This is a genomic window from Chitinophaga sp. 9-1-y (genome assembly GCF_059511905.2).
The window spans coordinates 550,567-570,471 of record NZ_CM197955.1 but is presented as its reverse complement, the minus strand read 5'-3'; the positions used below and the strand labels follow the sequence as shown (position 1 = coordinate 570,471).

Annotated in this window: 17 protein-coding genes; 8 read left to right on the top strand and 9 right to left on the bottom strand. The window is 45.0% G+C overall.

Features of this window, described 5'->3' with window-relative positions:
• Positions 1-27: 27 nt before the first annotated feature.
• Together AC5ZC7_RS02430 and AC5ZC7_RS02425 are read right to left on the bottom strand one after the other, a co-directional pair.
• Positions 28-1,506 (bottom strand): aminotransferase class V-fold PLP-dependent enzyme, encoded by a 1,479-nt coding sequence (locus AC5ZC7_RS02430; protein WP_496159752.1) that lies wholly within the window; start codon positions 1,504-1,506, stop codon positions 28-30.
• A 2-nt stretch (positions 1,507-1,508) separates the two neighbouring features.
• Positions 1,509-2,162: a DUF4395 family protein gene (locus tag AC5ZC7_RS02425; RefSeq protein WP_496159753.1), complete on the bottom strand. Its 654-nt coding sequence runs from the start codon at positions 2,160-2,162 to the stop codon at positions 1,509-1,511.
• Between the two features lie 184 nt (positions 2,163-2,346).
• Between AC5ZC7_RS02425 and AC5ZC7_RS02420 the strand changes: the two genes are divergently transcribed.
• Both AC5ZC7_RS02420 and AC5ZC7_RS02415 read left to right on the top strand, forming a co-directional pair.
• Positions 2,347-3,384, top strand: a complete 1,038-nt coding sequence (locus AC5ZC7_RS02420) for a histidine kinase (protein WP_496159754.1) — start codon at positions 2,347-2,349, stop codon at positions 3,382-3,384.
• Positions 3,377-4,054 (top strand): LytTR family transcriptional regulator DNA-binding domain-containing protein, encoded by a 678-nt coding sequence (locus AC5ZC7_RS02415; RefSeq protein ID WP_496159755.1) that lies wholly within the window; start codon positions 3,377-3,379, stop codon positions 4,052-4,054. Before AC5ZC7_RS02420 ends, AC5ZC7_RS02415 begins: the two co-directional genes overlap by 8 nt.
• Here AC5ZC7_RS02415 and AC5ZC7_RS02410 read toward each other — a convergent pair.
• Together AC5ZC7_RS02410 and AC5ZC7_RS02405 are read right to left on the bottom strand one after the other, a co-directional pair.
• Positions 4,051-5,475 (bottom strand): MFS transporter, encoded by a 1,425-nt coding sequence (locus AC5ZC7_RS02410; RefSeq protein WP_496159756.1) that lies wholly within the window; start codon positions 5,473-5,475, stop codon positions 4,051-4,053. The genes AC5ZC7_RS02415 and AC5ZC7_RS02410 overlap by 4 nt on opposite strands.
• A gap of 80 nt (positions 5,476-5,555) precedes the next feature.
• Positions 5,556-6,410, bottom strand: a complete 855-nt coding sequence (locus AC5ZC7_RS02405) for a helix-turn-helix domain-containing protein (RefSeq protein ID WP_496159757.1) — start codon at positions 6,408-6,410, stop codon at positions 5,556-5,558.
• 158 nt (positions 6,411-6,568) lie between these two features.
• On the opposite strand from AC5ZC7_RS02405, the gene AC5ZC7_RS02400 reads away from it, so the two are divergent.
• Both AC5ZC7_RS02400 and AC5ZC7_RS02395 read left to right on the top strand, forming a co-directional pair.
• Positions 6,569-7,123: a sigma-70 family RNA polymerase sigma factor gene (locus AC5ZC7_RS02400; RefSeq protein ID WP_496159758.1), complete on the top strand. Its 555-nt coding sequence runs from the start codon at positions 6,569-6,571 to the stop codon at positions 7,121-7,123.
• Between the two features lie 30 nt (positions 7,124-7,153).
• Positions 7,154-8,530, top strand: coding sequence for a S41 family peptidase (locus AC5ZC7_RS02395; RefSeq protein ID WP_496159759.1), 1,377 nt, complete (start codon positions 7,154-7,156; stop codon positions 8,528-8,530).
• Between the two features lie 73 nt (positions 8,531-8,603).
• On the opposite strand, the gene AC5ZC7_RS02390 is transcribed toward AC5ZC7_RS02395, so the two are convergent.
• The 5 genes from AC5ZC7_RS02390 to AC5ZC7_RS02370 form a co-directional block, all read right to left on the bottom strand.
• A complete protein-coding gene (locus AC5ZC7_RS02390; RefSeq protein WP_511911351.1) occupies positions 8,604-9,254 on the bottom strand; it encodes a beta-helix domain-containing protein in 651 nt (216 codons plus the stop codon).
• 61 nt (positions 9,255-9,315) lie between these two features.
• Positions 9,316-10,080 carry a hypothetical protein gene (locus AC5ZC7_RS02385; protein ID WP_496159761.1) on the bottom strand — a complete coding sequence of 255 codons (765 nt, stop codon included), beginning with the start codon at positions 10,078-10,080 and terminating at the stop codon, positions 9,316-9,318.
• A gap of 79 nt (positions 10,081-10,159) precedes the next feature.
• Positions 10,160-11,554 (bottom strand): beta-helix domain-containing protein, encoded by a 1,395-nt coding sequence (locus AC5ZC7_RS02380; protein WP_496159762.1) that lies wholly within the window; start codon positions 11,552-11,554, stop codon positions 10,160-10,162.
• 121 nt (positions 11,555-11,675) lie between these two features.
• Positions 11,676-14,912, bottom strand: a complete 3,237-nt coding sequence (locus AC5ZC7_RS02375; protein WP_496159763.1) for a TonB-dependent receptor domain-containing protein — start codon at positions 14,910-14,912, stop codon at positions 11,676-11,678.
• 41 nt (positions 14,913-14,953) lie between these two features.
• On the bottom strand, positions 14,954-15,871 hold the full coding sequence (locus tag AC5ZC7_RS02370; RefSeq protein ID WP_496159764.1) for a FecR domain-containing protein: 918 nt from the start codon (positions 15,869-15,871) through the stop codon (positions 14,954-14,956).
• 168 nt (positions 15,872-16,039) lie between these two features.
• Here AC5ZC7_RS02370 and AC5ZC7_RS02365 point away from each other — a divergent pair, with 168 nt between their 5' ends.
• From AC5ZC7_RS02365 to AC5ZC7_RS02350, 4 genes are all read left to right on the top strand, one after another.
• Positions 16,040-17,101, top strand: a complete 1,062-nt coding sequence (locus tag AC5ZC7_RS02365; RefSeq protein ID WP_496159765.1) for an ArsO family NAD(P)H-dependent flavin-containing monooxygenase — start codon at positions 16,040-16,042, stop codon at positions 17,099-17,101.
• 80 nt (positions 17,102-17,181) lie between these two features.
• Positions 17,182-17,730: a carboxymuconolactone decarboxylase family protein gene (locus AC5ZC7_RS02360; protein WP_496159766.1), complete on the top strand. Its 549-nt coding sequence runs from the start codon at positions 17,182-17,184 to the stop codon at positions 17,728-17,730.
• Between the two features lie 226 nt (positions 17,731-17,956).
• Positions 17,957-18,556: an RNA polymerase sigma-70 factor gene (locus AC5ZC7_RS02355; RefSeq protein WP_496159767.1), complete on the top strand. Its 600-nt coding sequence runs from the start codon at positions 17,957-17,959 to the stop codon at positions 18,554-18,556.
• A 78-nt stretch (positions 18,557-18,634) separates the two neighbouring features.
• Entirely contained in the window at positions 18,635-19,819 is a 1,185-nt protein-coding gene (locus AC5ZC7_RS02350; protein WP_496159768.1) for a FecR domain-containing protein, read from the top strand.
• The last annotated feature ends 86 nt before the right edge of the window (positions 19,820-19,905 follow it).

The following is a 19,905-nucleotide window of genomic DNA, read 5'->3' as shown; positions in this document are numbered from 1 at the left end:
AGCCAGGCGGCAGGCGTAACTCTTCGTTTACACCTGCCAGTTAGCTACCTCAAACCAGCTTTCTATCATTTCTTCTCCCCTTACTCCCTTGAAATAATACTCATTTACGGCAGGGTCATAGATGTAATCCTGCCGCCATTCCGCAGCATGGGCAATCGTCAGCTCAATAGCATCCATGATAAAATGAATAGCTGTATTTGTCATGGTAGGATGAACCGATAACCTCACCCATCCCGGCTTGCCCGATAAATCGCCGGCCAGCAACGCGGCTCTGATGGCATAAGAATGCTGTTTATCCACCCCCAACAACCAATGCCCGTAAGTACCGGCACAGGAACAACCACCTCTCATCTGAACACCGAATTTGTCATTAAGCAACTTTACAAATAACTGGTAAGGTACCTGATCCACGGTAAACGACACTACGCCGGCCCTCTGTATAACACCGGGTTCCAGTATGTGCAACGCCGGTATAGCAGCCATTCTCTTAAAAACAATCTCCAACAATTCCGCTTCCCGTTGCAGGATATTCATTACACCCATTTCCTCCTTTAAACGTATGCACATCGCCGCTTTGATACCCTGCAAAAACGGTGGTGTACCACCATCTTCCCGTTGTTCAATATCTGTTGTATACTCACGGCCACCCCAGGGATTACTGTAAACCACCGTGCCTCCGCCCGGATGATCCGGTATCACATTCGTATACATCTTCTTATTAAAAATTAAAATACCCGGGGTACCAGGCCCACCAAGAAATTTATGCGGAGAAAAATAAATCGCATCCAGCCAGGCATCTTTCGCTGCCGGATGCATATCGATGGTACAATAAGGTGCAGCGCAGGCAAAATCTACAAAGCAACGTCCTCCATACTGATGAATGAGCGCAGCTATTTCGTGATAAGGCGTGTAAATACCTGTCACATTGGAACAAGCCGTTACCGCCGCAATTTTATTCCTACGGTGCTTAAACTGCTCCAACAAAGAACGGAAATGATCCAGGCTCACCCGGCCGTTTTCATCTGCTGCTATAATTTCCACCGTAGCATTGGTTTCCAGCCAGCTCAAATGATTGCTATGATGCTCCATATGTGTAACAAAAACTACCGGCTTTTCTATTACTTCACCACCAGCACGCAGACCCAATATCCGCTGCAGTTTATTAACAGCGCTGGTCATGCCGCTACCACAAAAAAGCAGGACATCATTTTCACCGGCATTCACGTGCGATTTAATAATGCGCTTCGCCGCCTCATAAGCAACAGACATACGTGTACCCGTTACCGTAGTAGATGTATGTGTATTGCCCACGAAAGGTAAAATCTCCCGCTGTATATATTCCTCAATAGGCCCATAAGCACGACCACTGGCGGTCCAGTCGGCATACAGGATGGTTTGTTCCCCATAGGGTGAATAAAAACGTTGTTGGTTTCCGACGATATTTTTCCGGTAGACAGCAAAGTAATCTTCCAGGCTGCTGCCACAAGTAGGGGACAATGGCAACATACTTACCTGGATTTAACGGTTTTAAATAAATCATGCGGCGGCTTACTGAACGGCTTTTGTAACACACGTGGCGACAAAGCAACCAGCACTATAAATAAAAGCAACACCATACATTGTACCCATGAAATTTTTTGAACAGGCTGTCTAAACCGGGTATCACAGATCTCCCCCGGGCAGTACTGTACTTTACTTTTATAAAAAAGAGGGTATACCAAACAACCTAAACAGATACCAAACGCGGCTTCAAAAAACAGGAATACCAGGCATATCAGGCAACCGATACCTGTAATAAGACTATAGGCATTTACGATAACCAGGAAAGTAAACATCACCCCGGACAACACAATACCAATACTCCAGGCAAAGCGCTTTTGCCTGGCGCCTACATATTCCGGTGTTTGATTCCGTACCATGAACCGCCCGATGATCAAGGCAGGAGAATACCGGGGATTAATAAATACCCGTATCAATAAATCAAGAAAGAAGATGGGAATAAAATACTTTACCAGTATAAAATTGCCATCAAAAAGGATAAACATTAAAGAGGTATAGGTAAGGAAAAACAGGATGCCCGCTGCGGCCCTGATTTCTCTTTCATTCAGCACCGGGATATCATACCCGTCTACTATTTCGCCGAACTGTATTAGCTTGTTCATGTTTTATTAAATTTGGGTTGCTTTGGTTGTTTGCGATACAAGGTTAGTACATCAGCGGCACTGCCATAGCGCGTTGTCAACGAACAACGGATATGAGTAAACAAACAACAGGTTATCGTCTATTGTGGAGAGAGATTAGGAGGATGTGAAATATTTATCGACATTTATCCCAGCAAACATACACATGAAGAAGCTGTCGGACATCAGGCAATTTAAGTTATACGTATGGTTAATACCTGCTTTCCTGCTAATAAATTTGGTGGGAGATGCGATAGAAGATACCAGCGACTTTCCGCAAAAGGCAGTGAACGAAACATGGCTGGTCATCTATTTGTCGGTGGCTAACTACCAGTTATTTGAACATACGCTGTCGAAGCTCAGCTGGGAAAAATTTATCCGTTCCTTCTTTTCATTGTTACTATATGCCTTCATTTTTTCACTGGGATTCTTCCTATGGAGAACCCTGGGAGTTACCCTGCATATCTACACGCCCCTGGGAAAACCGATGTCCATAGAAGACAGAATTGGTGCGCTCACCGGGTATGGCATAGGTTCCGTGATATTTTTTGGGGTTATCCGGCACATTTATAATTACATAAGACTGAAGCAAACGGCCCAGCAACTACGCATCGAAAGTCAACAGGCCGAGCTGAACTATCTTAAATCCCAAACGAATCCACATTTTTTATTCAATACCCTGAACAATATTTATTCCCTGGCGAGAGATAAGTCGGATTTGGCGCCGGAGTCTATCCTGCGGTTATCCAAGATACTACGGTATATGCTATACGAAACCAGCGGCCCATACATTGCAGTGGAACAGGATCTCAAAATTATCGACGACTACATCGCCCTGGAAAAATTACGATACGATGATTCGCTGCGCATCAACTTCAACTACGACCTCGACGACCAGAAACAATCATTGCCTCCCCTGCTGTTGATGCCACTGGTAGAAAATGCCTTCAAGCATGGCGTATCGGAAACGAGGGAACATCCTTTTGTGGATATCCATCTCTCCATCAAAAACAAACAGTTGCTGTTCATCGTAAAAAATTCCACCGGCGACCCTGCGGGTGATCAACCCATCAAAGAGAATATTGGCCTCGCTAACCTGCGGCGACAGCTGCAGCTCATGTATACCAACTATCAACTCGACATTTTACCGGGTGACTTTATATTCACGGCTACGCTGAAAATAAATCTTGCTAATCATGCCTAAAATAAAGTGTATTATCATAGAAGACGAGCCGCTGGCAGCAAAAGTACTCTGCGACTATATCTCAGACGTACCCTTCCTGGAATTGCAAAAAGTATTTAAAGATGCGATTCTCGCGGCCGAATTTCTTTTACATCATACCACCGACCTCATTTTCTTAGATATCCATCTCCCTAAACTAAAGGGCATGGCTTTCCTGAAAACATTGGCCAATCCACCGGCGGTGATTGTCACCACCGCCTATCATCAATACGCCGTGGAAGGCTTTAACCTGAATGTCACCGACTACCTGTTGAAGCCGATTGAATTTGAGCGGTTTTTAACGGCCGTAAACAAAGTGAATACCATGCAGCCAAAAGCCCCCGACGAAGCCAGGGACTTTATTTTCGTGAATGTACAAAAGCGGAAAGTAAAGGTATTGTTCTCAGAAATATTATACATTGAAAGCCAGCGCGAATATGTAAAAATTGTTACCCTCAAAAATGAGTATCTCTCTAAAATGAGTACCCATGAAATTGAAGCGCTGTTACCCGCCCAGGCTTTCAAACGTATACACCGGTCTTTCATAGTGGCCATTCATAAAATTGACTCCTATACGGCAGAAATGGTAGAACTAAACGGTATCCAGATTCCGATAGGTCGGGGATATAAAGATGTGGTAGACAACCTTTAATCTGCCATCTTTCCAAAATACCGGTTAATCACCACCACCACTATCACCAGAACCGGTGCCCCCAGGAAAGTGCTGTACAACAGGGTAGCAGCTCCCCTCGCGCCAGCCAGGCCACCCGGCACCGTCATACCGCCGGCATTCGTAAGCAAGCCCGCCAATGCCGCCCCAAAGGTCATAGCAATCAACTGCACCGTAGTAATAGAAGCGGAGGTCAGCTCTACCTCTCCCGCAGGCGCCCAGGAAAATACATGTACTACCAGGTGCGGCCAACATATACCAATACCCGCGCCCACCAATAACAAGCTGATACACAGCAACACGAGGTGAACGAGATTATTGTCCTTTGTCGTCAGGTAAGTAAGGCCGAGTAATCCCATTATAATCAACACCGCACCAGACAGCGTTAATGCTCTCAGCCATCTAACGGGTATACCAGAAAAAATCAGGGAAGCAGAAGTCCAGCCCATCGCCACTAAAATAGTAACATAGCCCGCTTCCAATGGGGTAAATCCCTGAATCGTCTGCGCAAAATAAGGGATAAATATTTCTATCGCAGCTACGATAGAAAGGAAGATCATCACCACGTAGATGGCACCCAATGGTGAAAAGAAGCGATAGGCTCCTGTAGGCAATAAGCGGATATTGCCCCTGCGGTCCGTTAATACCAGTATCCCCATAAAAACCAAGGCGCCGGCCACTCCCGCCATATTTGCCCCAACACTTTCCATCACGCTGCCAACAGACACGGATAACACCGCCAGTAACAACCATACTAATTTCAGGTAGGGCACAGGTGCGGGTGTACTGCCCTCATGCTGCGCTGGCAACGCCGACTCGATGATCAGCAGCAAAATAATTCCAATGAGTAAGATAGCCGCAAAGGCCAGCCGCCAGTGACCATACTGTGCAAAGATGCCTCCAATCAAGGGTCCGGTAAAAGCGCCAATTCCCCACATGCCCGATACCAGGGCCATTCCCCTGACCCATAATGGCGGTTCAAAAACAATTCTTATCATGGCATAAGAAAGCGCAAATAGTAGCCCGCCACCTATTCCTTGTATAAATCGTCCTATTAGCATTACATACATGGTAGGAGAAAACAGGCAGATCAACGTGCCAATACCGAAGAAAATTATGGCCTGCCGATAGGATTTACGGGGCCCCAAACGCGCCAGGCCATGCGCCGAAATAACCGATCCGATAATAGAGGCCACTACAAACGCCGTGGTATTCCATGCGTAATACGCCAACCCGCCAATCTCGCTCACAATAGAGGGCATAATGGTGGCAGATAAATAAATGTTGGTAACGTGCAATACTACTCCCAGCGCCAATCCAATAGCTTTGTATTTATTACGTCCCGCAAACAATTCCGCCCAACCAGCCTTTTGAACAATGTCCGGTGCTATACTTGTATCCATATGTTGTAATTATTTGGATACAAAATTCGCAGGACCAGCCCGCAGCAGCAATTCCTATACTTCGGAAACAATCACCATTTTTACGGATTCTCCCGGTATTGACCAGGTGTAATGCCTGTTTTGGATTTAAAAAAACGACTGAAATGAGAAGGGCTGTCAAATTGAAGATTGTACCCGATTTCCTTTACCGACAAATCGGAATGTTTCAACAGGTATTGAATTTCCAGCAATAATCGTTCGTGGATAACTTCCAGTGCTGTTTTTCCCGTTTCTTCTTTTACCGTTTCGCTCAGGTGTTTTGAGGTAACGCCCAGCGAATCAGCATACGCGGTGATACCGCGTTTTTGCGTAAACTCCGTTTCCACCAGTTGCTTAAACTGGTAAGTAAGCTGATACTGCCGGTTCATATTTTTTGTAAACCGAAGCAAACATTTCTCGCAGGCTCGGTTGTAATCATACAACAGCTCCATCAAAATAAGCCGGATAATATTGAAATGAAAGGGGCCTTCTCTTTTCTTTTCTTTCGCTATAGCATTGAATTTCGACTGCATACACCGGAAGGCATCCGGCTCCAGGGGATATACCGGCGGAAAGTCGGGATTTAAATGCAGTAACTCGTCAATAATGTTTTCCCGGATATGTGTTTTGTATAAAAATCCTTTCGTAAAAACTATCTGTAACGCCTGGAAGTTTTTGGTAATCCGGTCTGCCGCGTAGATCACATGCGGAGAAATAATAGCTACATGCGAAGCAGATACCGTGAAATTATGATACCCAACCGTCATATCCGCCCGTCCGGACAATACAATCAGCATGGTAAAATAATCATTCATTACCGGGTGACCGGCTTGCAGGGTTTCATTTCCTTTAAAGAAAGCAAATTCTGTATCATTGGATCCCGGAATATTTCTAACGGGCAAGCGAGGATTTTTCATGCTGCATCAGATAAGCAAAGTATCCAAAAAAATACGGATTTTATCTTACCTCCGTCATTATCGTTGAGGTAACGATGTTTGCGTTACCTTTCTTTTTTCAGAAAAACGAGCGGCTTAACATTCCTGTAACATAGCCGGCTTATATTTATATCCGGATCATGTTACAACCTCGAACTATGTCTGATAGCCCGCCTAAAGCACTTTTTGAAAAAATTTTTGAGGAGAACAATGCAAAAGTTTACCGGTTTGCATTCAAGCTGACCAATGATCCTTCCAGAGCACAGGAAATCACCCAGTTATGTTTTGTTCGTTTGTGGGAAAACATAGACCAGGTGAAAAAAGACCAGGACATTTTTCCCTTATTGTTTGTGTATGTGAAACATTTGGTCATAGATGAAAGCCGCAAACTGTACAGGGAAAGAAAGGCGCTCTCACAGGCAGCGCAGGATCAGCAACACAGCACCGGTAGTGGTGAAAATGTATTTCTTCAAAAAGAATTCAGTTCTCAGTTGATTAAGCTGGTAGAAAAAATGCCGGAACAACGCCGTCATGTATATACCTTAAGTCGCGACTACGGCTATAGCCATAAACAAATAGGCGAGGAATTATCCATTTCTCCTGCTACGGTAAAAAATCACCTGACCGCTGCCCTCCAATATATCCGGAAAGAGTTAAGCCACCGTTTTTATTTGGATGTAGAAAGACGAAAATAGCCCTGCCACTATTGCCATTAAATTTTAAACATGAGATATCCTGCTGTATTGTTTGCATTTTGCCTGTCAATCCTGCTCGCCGCCTGCAGTAAAAAAGATGATTCCCCCGCCGTCCCTACCGGTCCTGTTACCCAATCGGAAATCAATCAATGGATATTGGATAGCATGCGCTTATTTTACCTGTGGAGCGATCAGCTCCCCCAGCAAGCGGATGCTACCCTGCCCACCCAATCCTTTTTCGATCGCATCAAAAGCCCGGAAGATAAATTTTCCCTTATCTATAATCCCGTAGAACCAGCTACCATCAAAAGTGACATGCTGTATAAATACGGGATAGACTTTAGTATCATCAACTGGCCATCAGCACCGGGTGGTGTAATGGGTGTGATTAAGCTGGTGATACCCGGCTCTCATGCTGCCGCAAACGGACTTAAAAGAGGCACCTGGTTTACGCGCATCAATGAAACAATATTGACAACCGCCAACAGTGCCACACTCAGCGAACAACTACGTACCGCTACTTCCGGTACGGTGACGCCTGCTGTCATCAATAACAATGTAATTACAGAAAGTCCCCTTGTACTGCTACAAGCTGGCAGGCAAACAGAGAACCCGGTATATACTTCTCTTGTTATTAACAACAATACCAAAAAAGTAGGGTACCTTTTTTACAATGCTTTTGTTGACGGCTACAACAACTACCTGCTGGCCGCCTTCCAGGATTTTAAAAACAAAGGCATTAACGAACTGGTAATTGACCTGCGTTATAATGTGGGCGGTAGTCTTACAGCCGCTGCTATGATCACTGCCATGACAGCCCCCAACATAACTGCGGCCAGCACCTTTGTGAAATACAGCGGTAATGGACGCATGGGTAGCCGTACACTCGATTTTGCTACCACCTTGTCAGTACCGGAAACTGGCGACCCTATTGCGTTTAACAGTCTTGCCAGCGCACAACTCCAGTTACCCCGTGTATTTATTCTCAGTGGTCATCAAACGGTATCTGCTGCGGAGCTACTCATTAACAACCTCAAACCTTATACACAAGTAATACAGATTGGAGAAACCACTGTGGGAAAAGACAAAGGCGCTGTGGTGGTATATGATATGCGTACCCCTAAACGCATTCCCTGGATCATGCATCCGCTTACTTACCGACTGAGTAATGCCAGTGGAAACGGCAACTATACCGCAGGCATTGCGCCACAATACGCGATAGATGAAATGAGCCGGCAACCCTTGCTCCCCTTGGGTAATACAGAGGATCCATTACTGGCAAAAGCGCTGGCGGTGATCAGCGGAAATGGCAGGGTAGCACCGGAAAGCCACTCCCCTGTACGTATCAACGTGCATGATGCGCGGCATCAGGCAGCCTTAAATAGTGTGATCATCTTACCAAAATAAAAAGGAAAAAAAGGGCTAACAACAACGGCGTATGCGTAAAGCGTAAATAGGGTTTCCGCATTACTTGTGTTTCTTAATGCAACCTGGCAGACTTCAATACCGGCTGCTTCACAGGTAAGGGTGTTAATGTAATATGTTCAACTGCTGTGCGGCTCCCGGTCCCCAGCAGCAATAAGCCACCAAGAAATCCGGTTCCGGCAATATGGTAGTAGTTAATATGCAGATGTTTGAGTATACCGGAGCTATCGTCCGGCTCTTTGCCACCATAGCCCAGGTGAGTGAGCGAGGGGGCATCGGGATTATCCAGTATCATATGTTTCTTTTCCATCGCCGCTTTTCCCAGCACAATGATGCCGGAAGCACCGTTGTGGGTCGTCTTCGCCACATTTACCTGGATGGGCTGGTCAGTGGTACCTGGCGCACAGATATGGGCGCCGCGGGTGATAATCAATCCACCGCTGCCACTGCCATCTTTCTTATTAATAGCTGAAGGCAATACATGTATAGTAGTTCCTGCTTCCACCCGCAAGGTGGCCTCATTGGTCACATACACCCAACCGTCAATATACCAGGGATGGTTGGCGGTAAGTAACGTATTGGTGGCAATTACATGCCGGAGGGTATCGGAAACAGGGATCATTTCCATTTTGATGTCGGGAGAAGAAGGAGGCTTGACGTCTTCGCTTTTTTTGCAGCCGGCCGCTATAACGGATAAGCTGCCCATTCCATACAGGAGGTACGGAAGTAAACGGGTTATATGTTTTTTAGCGGGGTGCATAGTGTTATCAGAGATCTATTTCGTTAACCGAGATGGTTCCTGTTGCATCGTCATTCACCGTTGTAATTCTTGTTTTCCCACCGGGATTGTCGGCTGTTATTGAAACAAAAAACATCGCATCATCCGGTTGTGGTACCACTTCACCGGTAGCAGGATCTCTCAGTTGGGCAATGTAGGTATAAGCAGCACCATTATCTGCGACTACTTTCATTCGCAATGCCGGAGATAATTGTTTCCGTCTCCAACCTTTCACCACCACATCAGATGGAACGATTCCGCCGGAAACAGGATCCAAATATAGAAAGGACAAATCGTATACCTCCAGAGGATAGAAGGTAGGATTCAAATTATTAAACCATCGTACATCTATTGAATCTGTTGGTACTGTAGCGCTGTTCCCTCCTGCTACAAACCCTTTTAACCCGAATAAGGTACTGTACGCAAATTTCAGTTGCTGTTTTCCATTAGGCTCAATTGCAATGATGGTATCCGCCAGCCACTCTTTGCTATGCGCGTCAAAAGCGGATAATTTCCCCTTTTCTCCGGCAGCAAGATCAAAAGACGTTCCTCCATTAGGATTGATAGTATCCAATTGTTTTCCATTGAAATACATCATTACAGTAGGGGTATTGGGAAGATTCATTAAATCAACATGTACCTTGCCTAAATAGTGTACTTCCGGTAAATCCCCCTTTCGACAGGAAATGGCTACTACCAAAACAAAAAAAACGAGCGTCAGATTTTTAATCGCAGCAAATGTCATTTTATTCACGTGTACGTTGTTTTACAAAATTTATTAGATATAATAACGTATAGGGGTATCCCCCTATACGTTATCAGGAAAAAAGATCTTACAACACTGTCCAACCATTAGCCCAGGTAGTAGCACCTACAGGAAATGCTCCGGATGCAGAAGCAGGAGAAAGTCCGTTAGGAACATAGTTGCTGAAAGCACGAGGAGAACCAAATGGATTTGCTAACTGAATGCTGGCATTAGGATTTGCATTCACATAAGCTTTATTGGTAGTACCCAATGGAGTGATACCGATGAATACGCCGGCACCTTCCTTAGCATATGCATTTGTATAAGCATGTACATAGTTGGTAGTCAGAGTAGAAACACCAGATAAGTATTTAGATAAAGTATTAGCCGCAGGCGCTGCTGGCAAAGTTGAATCCAGAACGATACCATTGTTGAAACCCAGGAAAATAGAGTTGTTAATGGCAAATTCAGCATTTCTTCTCAGGTGAGCAGCACGACCATATTTACCTGTACCGGAAGGCAGACCATTGGTGATGGAAGCTGCAGCTTGTGTAGGCTGACCAATGATAGTAATGAATTTGTAAGTAGGATGTGTGTATGGAGTCCATGCAGCACCGGTAGCGTTGTTATCGCTTTCGAAACCGTTAGACTGGCTCTTATCAGCACGGTTTGGATCAGATACACCTATAGCATAAGTGATAGAACCAGCAAAACCATTGTCTGTATCGAACATATCATCCAGTGCATCGATAGCTACCAGGTGTTTAGCAGCAACAGTACCACCAAAGAATTCAAATGCATCATCTTTAGATTTGTACACTTCGATGAAATCCAGTTCAGTACCGCTACCAACACCTGCCAGGGTTAAACCATTCAGTTCGTTGTCTGTAGACAGCTCATAACCAGCATACTCAATTCTTACATACACCAGCTTACCGGAGTTATCGCCAGGGATGTTGTTGGTTGGTCCGCCATAATAAGCACTGGCTGGAGTTGCACCACCAATACCTTCTACTAATACAGAATCAGGATGGTTGGTAGGTGCTTTACCTAACAATACGATACCACCCCAGTCACCTGATGCAGGTGCTACTTCGTTGGATGTAAAAATGATAGGATCAGTAGCAGTACCTACAGCGATTAATTTAGCGCCACGGGTAACGATTAATCCACCACCAGGAGTGCCGGTAGCACCTTTAATACCTTTGATCACAGTACCTGCTTCAACGGTTACAGTTGCACCGCTGGCTACATATACCAGACCACTTAATTTGTAAACTTTACAGCTTTTCAGCGTAATGTTGCTGGTGATTACACCAGTAATAGTACTGTCACCGCAAGTGCCGGATGCACCTGAAGGGCCACCAGCCAATACTGGACGATCATTTACTACGTTGTGTTCTTTCTTGCAGGAAGTACCTAACATCATGCCCAGCACAGTTGCTGCGGACAGGAGGGTTACCACCAAGGGCTTCTTGTTCATGGGATTTCGCTTTTTTTAAGTTTAAACAAATCAATAAATAATGAAGGATAACAATACCTGATCAGGATATATTTTTGATTACGCGTAAAAAATTTGATATGGCCATTTGGTTACGGCATGATTAAAATTCGTAACTAAAAGTGGCGCTATAAGTACGTCCGGGTGTTAGTTTATAACTCCTCAAATCTTTCCCTTCCTGGTAATTCAACTGAGATTTAGTAGGCGTTTTTGTTCCCTCTTTGAATGCTTTATATTCTTCTTCCGTAAAATCATTCTGATAAATGACAGAGAAATTATTCAGAATATTTGCCACATTCAATTTCACTAACGCTTTGTTCTTCAATAACCGCACACCAATCTGGGCATCCAATGCTTCCAGCGGCTTTTCCATAGTCGACAAATAATAAACTACATTCGGTATAAAAACACGGTTGGTTACTTTATTGTAAACAAGACTAAAAGTAACCGGCTTCATATCATAAAAGAACCCGGCATTTATCATATAATTACTGGCTCCCATTTGCGGACGTCTTACTTCATCCCCAACCGACTCTATTACTTTTACTTTAAAAGGATTAGCCGGATCACTCAACTTCGTGTCTACCGCCATTGGCTTTACTTTAGCATCCAGGTAAGTAAAATTTCCGTATAACGTAATGTTGCGGATAACCGGCACCTTCAAAAAAGCCAATGATTTTCTTACTTCCAGCTCAAAACCATAATTCTTTGCCTGCTTGCTATTTCTCAGTTGAAAAATATTATTATCCATCTTAAATATTTCCAGCGGGTAAGCAAGATCTTTATAGAATAAGGAAGCTGAAATAATTTCTCCAGGCCCGGGATACCACTCGTAACGGAAGTCATAGTGTTTAATAGTGGTAGACCTTATCAGCCCCCCTGTATACTGGCCACCTAATTCAAAATCATACTCTTTGAACTCCGATAACTCCCTCAAATCAGGACGTATAATACTTGTTGAATATGCGGCACGTATATTCATTGAAGGCGTCAACGAGTAAGTGATATTAGCTGAAGGGAAGAAACGCCAGTTGGGCTCCCGGTTCAACAATTCTGTATAGTCCAATTCCTGACCAGGTGGGCGGTTATAACTACGAAAATTAGAGTCCAATACATCATTCACCCGGTTGAGATTATAATACTCTGCTCTTACACCCCATACCAGTCTTAACTTGTTACCTATTTTATGATCGAACATCGCATACAAGGCATGTAAAGCAGCCGACTTCCGCTTAAAATTATCGCCGAACTGATTCACGGTCGACGCTACATTATTCTCTGCACTAAACGCAGTAGACAGCGGATAATAAGTCTCATTCTTGTTCTCAAACTTAGAGGCCGTATTCAGTACAAAAAATAATCTGTCTTTTACCCAACCGGCATACCCACCCTTAAATGTATTTTCAACAGCCACTTTACCGGCATTCCACTTAAACGGAACGGATACCGCCGCATCCCAGTTATAATTATTTTCCAGAGCCCGGCTCCACCAGCGTAAAACACCTTCAGAAAGATTGCTGACAGGATTTCTAATGTTATATTCATTTAACCCGGCGCCATCTACTTGCTTGTATTCCGCCAACAACTGATGGTTGTCTGGCTTCTGTCTGTCCAATTTCAAATAGCTACCCGTCCATTTCAGCTTTACGCCGTGACTGCCCAATGAATGCTCTCCCTTCAATAGATTCTGCCACAAACTGGTCTGCATGGTATTGTCGAAATACCCTAAAGTAGGCCGTCCCGGGAAATGCTCGTTAGTGGCCGCTGTTCCCACCACAAGCTGTTGATCAAGGGTACGCAGGTACAACGACTGAAAACCAACCCGGCTCTTTTCCGTACGGAAACCAATACCTAACATGCCTCCCAGGTTAGTGGTAAATCCATAGCGCTGACCCTTGAATATCCCGGTTCCCACACTATCCGTATTAATAAAGGAAAAGCCCTCCCTACCTAATATCGCATCCTGTGTAGCTATCGTATTCCGGTAGCTGACCGATGCCACTACTCCCCATTGCTGACCTCCACCACCACGAAATACATGTCCTATTGATCCCTGAAAATTTGGCGATACCGGCGCTTTGAATTTTGTAAGCCCCCAGTTATTACTCAACGGCAACGAGGTTTTTCCTGATTCCTGAAATTTCTTAATAATATCATCCCGGTCTTTCCAGTCAAGCGTACCTAATAACTTGCGACTATCATTTACGCTCCCACGGTACTCACTTCCACTCAATGGTAAAGACAAAAAATCCTTCCCCACCGTTTTGTCATTATAACTACCTCCTACCGATACATTCAAAAAATTAGTAGTGGGAATATCCAGTGTATTTACTTCTATCAATCCTCCTCCAAATTCCGCACTACGGTCAGGTGTAATCGTTTTCACCACCGTTACATTTTCCACAATATTGGAAGGAATAATATCAAAGCTGAAATTCTTCCTGTTCAACTCTGTGCTGGGCATTACCTGTCCATTCAGTACGGCCTGGTTATAGCGTTCGCTCAGTCCGCGTACTACTACATACTTGTTATCCATAGTAGCTAATCCGCTTACACGCTTCAACACCTCTCCAATGTTTTTATCCGGCGTACGGGCAATCTGCTCTGCACTGATCCCATCGGTGATCGCCGCATTGTTTTTCTGTATAGCATACAATCCCTCAATAGAAACCTTGCGGTAGTTACCGGTAACGGTCACCTCTTTCAGGCGCGAACCATTGCTTTTCAGTATGATATTCAGCGGGGTGGCACCGTTTTCTTTCACAGCGATTTCTGTTACCTTCCGCGTTTCAAAAGAAATATAGCTAAACGTAAGACTGTACACTCCGGCGGGCAATGCAATGTCATAGGTACCGTCTACATTCGTCACCGCACCTTGTCCGCCTTGCACGGCGACTGTTACGCCTGGCAGTGGCTCATTCTTATTATCCACTACCTTCCCGGTGATGCGGCCGCCATTTCTGTTGGCTGCTTTGTTACTGCTTCCTTTGCGAAGCGTAATGGCATTATCTTTCGTTAATTCAATATCGATCGGTGCATTATTGTCTATATAGTTCAATACTTCTCCCAGAGGTGTTCCGGAAAATCTAACGTCGTTTAATTCGCACTGCTGCAGGTATTCCGGATCATAGATAAAAGTATAATGGGTTTGTTGCTGTAACGATTTCACCACCTTGGCAGCATTCGTTCTGGCTAATTGTAATTGTACTTTGTCGGTAAGCGATTTATATGACTGCGCCACGCTTTTCAATGGCTGCAGGCTGGTAAATAAAACTAACAGAAAGATCACATGACAAGACACACTTCTTCCTGTACAAAATCCATTCGTAGATTTTTGCATAAGGCTGTACTTTATTTTTATGTTGATTTAAATGATGATCGCTACTTTTTGCTACGTGCGTGGAAGGTGCTATCATCTACCCGGACAAATGAAATGTTATGCACATACTCCAGGGTGGATAATATTCTTTCCAATGACATATCCCGGCTGAATTCACCAGAGATTTTCTTTTTAGCTAACTGTTTTTCTTCCAGTACAATGCTGCAACCATAGCGCTGTTGTAACTTCGCCAGCGCATCGGCTAACAGGGTATTATCGAAATAGATTTTTCCTTTCTTCCAATCCAATACTTCATTATCTGCAAATGTGAGCAGCTGCGGGTCTTTCCCATGCACATACTGTAACATTTGTCCGGGCAACAATATTTTATCCGTACTATCCGGCAGGCTAACAGCTACTTTTCCTTCCACTAAACTCACTTGTATGCTACCATCTGCTTTGTTGGCAGTAGCAATATTAAAAGAGGTACCAAGTACCCTGGTGGTAATATTACCGGTATGCACCAGGAAGGGACGATGGTCATCTTTCACTACTTTGAAATAAGCCTCCCCATTCAACCACAGCTCCCGCCGCGTTTTATTATATGACTGTTCACAAATAACAGCAGAGTGAGCATTCAGCCATATTTCGCTACCATCTGTCATGGTAAACAATTGTATGTTGTTGGTTTTATTACTGAGGGTATCCCATTTTACGGCAACCGGGCGAGGGGCCGCACGTTGCTGCCAGAAAAATGTAGCCAGGGCAATGGTTCCCAATACGGCAGCCGCCGCTGCTCCATACCAACGCCGGTATATCCTGGGCTTCATCACCACGGTGTCATTGGCAGCTTTCCATTGCTCCATCATAAACTCGTCCAGTAACGGAGTATCGCCTCCGCCCAGCCAGCCTTCTACCGTAGCGGCTTCCTGTTCGGTACAATCTCCTTTAAAATACTTTTCAAGTAACTGTTTGTCCATATCCCTGCTTTGGGTGTTTACAGAGAGAGTACGTTCATGAATTAAAATATTCCTAGTCGGTTTTACGGGTTAACAATTTGGTAATAATGGCCACCAGGACATATAAAAAAGAACGGCATTCCGCATAAAGGTTTTTATCTTCACAGGAACACCTAACACTTCGGCGATATGACAACAGCAAGCAGCACGATATATGATGTGATTATTATAGGAGGCGGTCAAACCGCGCTGTCGGCAGCTTATTACCTCCGTAGAACTTCTTTCAACTATCTCCTCCTCGACAATGAAACGCAGCCTGGTGGTGCGTGGCAACATTGCTGGGCCTCCCTGGCTTTATTTTCGCCAGCGCAATGGAGTTCCCTTCCCGGCGTGTTAATGCCCGGTGGACAACATTATTACCCCACCCGCGCAGAATTTCTGCAATACCTGCAATCGTATGAAACCCGCTACCAATTCCCGGTAGTCAGACCCGTAAAAGTAACAGCGGTACATAAAGATGCAGACATTTTTGTGCTGACGACTACCACAGGGAATTATTTTGCCAAAGCGGTGATCAGCGCAACCGGCATTTATACCAATCCCTATACGCCGGAGATACCGGGCATGGACATTTTCCAGGGTGCATTAATACATGCATCGCAATACCAGGAACCGGCGCCTTTCACCGGCTTACGGGTAGCCATTGTAGGCGAAGGCAATTCCGGTGCACAGATCCTGGCAGAAATTTCACAGGTAGCCCATACCGTATGGATAACCCGCAAACCACCTGAGTTCCTGCCGGATAATATCGATGGCAAAGACTTGTTTGATGCCGCCACCCAACAATACGAAGCCCAGAAACAGGGCAAAGATTATCAGCCACTCTCCATTGGTAAAATTGTAATGGTGCCCGCTGTAAAAGAAGCACGTGCAAGAGGAATATATGAAAATGCACTTCCTCCTTTCGATCATTTTTACGATGCCGGATTAGGCTGGAATACCGGCTGGCAGGAGGCGGTTGATGCGGTTATTTTTTGTACCGGCTATAAGCCCGCCCTCTCGCACCTGGCGCCATTGGGTATTACACAAACAGATGGAAAAATTCATACACAGGGTACCCGCGCTACTGCCATTAGTGGCCTGTGGCTAATGGGATACGGCTCCTGGACCGGCTTTGCTTCTGCCACTATTATCGGAGTAGGCCGTACCGCCCGTCAAACCATTACGGAAGTAACCGACTTCTTACAATAACTAAAAAAAATAACGGTTCCCTGTCCAGTTTTTAATAGTTCAGTCCTTATAAGGATGTAACAATTAAAAACACATACACAATGGATACCTTTCTGTCTCCCATAGAAAAGCCCGCAGGGCTGATGATGAAAATCGCTTATTTCTTTACCCGTAAGCAATTTGGTAAAGTACTGATGCCGCTGAAAGTACACTCAGCCAGGCTGCCCACCGCTTTTGGTATGTTTTACGGGAAAGTATCCCAGTTAGATAAAAAGCTGATATTACCCCGGGAAACGGTGATGCTGATACGGGAACAGGTAGCCCGCCTGAACATCTGCCTGTTTTGCATGGATGCCGCCAGGCTAAGCGTTATACAGGAGTCGATGAATGAAGCCAAATTTGATGCGTTGCAACACTATGCTACCAGCCCGCTTTTCTCTGCCGCCGAACGGGCTGTGCTGGATTATGTAACACTCCTTACCCGTGAGAAAAAAATGGATCCGGATACTTTTGCTCAACTGTCTGCATATTATTCAGAAAGGGAAATTTGTGAGATTGTATGGCTGGTAGGCAGTGAGCATCTATATAACCTGACCAACATTGCACTCAACATCCATTCAGATATGCTTTGCGATATCCGTAAAAAATAATCCAGTCCCCTGTTTTGCAGCCCCCACACTTTGCGGTGGGGGCTTTTCTTTGACCAGATAAAACGATACGGTTAATACATTCCCTCACTATGCACCCGTAACCGGATGATAATTCCGGATTAAGGTTTTATATTTAGCCTCCGAAAGTATAACGGGTACAATTATCAACCAGTTTTGAACTAATTTGTCGTTTTTCCTAAATTTATCAAAAACAGTTTCATAAAGATTGGCTATAACGTCTGTTCATAATGAATCAATATTGCTGGCGCAGGTAGCCGGGGGAGATGAAAAAGCATTTACCACGCTATTTAATGCTTACCATCAACCTTTGGGAACGTTTGTAATGACCCTGACGGAATCCACGGAAATGACGGCAGAGATAGTGCAGGATGTTTTTATCAAAATCTGGATGAACCGGCAGGAACTATCCGCAGTAGAAAAGTTTACCGCCTATCTTTTTATACTTACCCGCAATTATACGCTTAACTGTTTGCGTAAATCAGCCAACGACCGTAAAAAGCAGGTCCAGTATGGACAATACGTAAGCACGGCCACATCGCCTGTCACTGAAATCTCGCCTCCCGATACCGATTACTTTTCCCTGATCGACAGTGCGGTGGCACAACTACCTCCCCAGCAGCAGCAGGTATACCTGTTAAGCCGCAAGGAAGGGCTTAAACATGCCGAAATTGCCAGGCAAATGGGCATTTCAAAAGAAACGGTCAAGAAATATGTACAGCTCTCTGTAAAAGCAATTGCCAACTTCATTAAAATCAATGCTCCCCTGCTGGCACCCGTTTTTTTATGCTTCCATCATAAATTATAAAAAAAAATTTCGGGGCAATACCCCCTTTTTTTAATTCGCTGTGTCTTTAGATTAAACACGGCAGCTAATTCACGTAGCATGAACGACAAAAGGCTTATCGCATTATTTCATCGGTATATCGACAAAACGGCTACCCTGGCTGAAAAGCAGGAGCTGATGGAACTGATTGCGCAGCCGGAAAACGATGCCCTCGTAAAAGAGCTGATGAATGAAACCTGGGAAGAGTTACAGCCAGACACTCCTCACTTCAGCGAAGCGGAGAGTGCGGTCATGTTACAACAGGTATTGGCTACCAACGCCATAGAAGTGGCGATCCGGAAACGGCCGCGTCGTACCGGCCTGATGGTAGCGGCAATTACCACAGGAGTATTATTGCTGGCTGCCGGCACCTGGTGGTGGAAAACCAACCATACGCCCGCCCCCGCAAAATTTGCCGGCAAAAGCCAGGTAAAAAACGACATCGCCCCCGGCATTACCAAAGCCACCTTACAACTGGCGGATGGCTCCCGGATTACACTGGATAGCAGCCGTAGTGGCATGCTGGCCCAACAGGGAAATATCAAAATCATGCAAACAGACAGCGGACAGCTGGCTTACAGTGGCATCGCTGCTGCCAATGCTACCGTACAATATAATGTGCTAACTACCCCCCGTGGAGGTGAATACCAGGTAACCCTGCCTGATGGTACCAAAGCATGGCTAAACGCCGCCAGTTCCCTGAAATATCCTACGGCCTTCGTGGGTAACACCAGGACAGTGGAGCTTTCGGGAGAAGCCTACTTTGAAGTGGCTGCCAACGCTGCCAAACCGTTTACCGTACACACTAATAAGTCAACCATAGAAGTACTGGGTACTCATTTCAATATCAATGCTTATGCTGATGAGAAAGCGACCCTGACAACACTCCTGGAAGGAGCCGTAAAAGTGAGCAACAACAATGGACAAACTATTTTATCACCCGGCCAGCAAGCCAACATCAACGCCAGCAGCGGAGCCTTGCAGGTAAAAAACGTAGACACAGAAGAAACCATTGCCTGGAAAAATGACCAGTTCGCCTTCCGTGATATGGACCTGCCTACTATTATGCGCCAGATAGCCAGATGGTATGATGTGGAAATTGTATATGCCGGTACGCCCTCTGCAGATGAAATCAGCGGTAAAATTTCCCGCAATTACAACATCTCACAGGTATTAAAAATGCTGGAATATACCGCCGGCATCAAATATTCGGTGGATGGACATAAAGTAACTATTTATAACTAAGTATCAGGGTAACAAACGCGTTCAAAGCATTCCCCACCAGGAATCTTATATAATATCAGTCAACCAAAGATATACCTCCGTCAAAC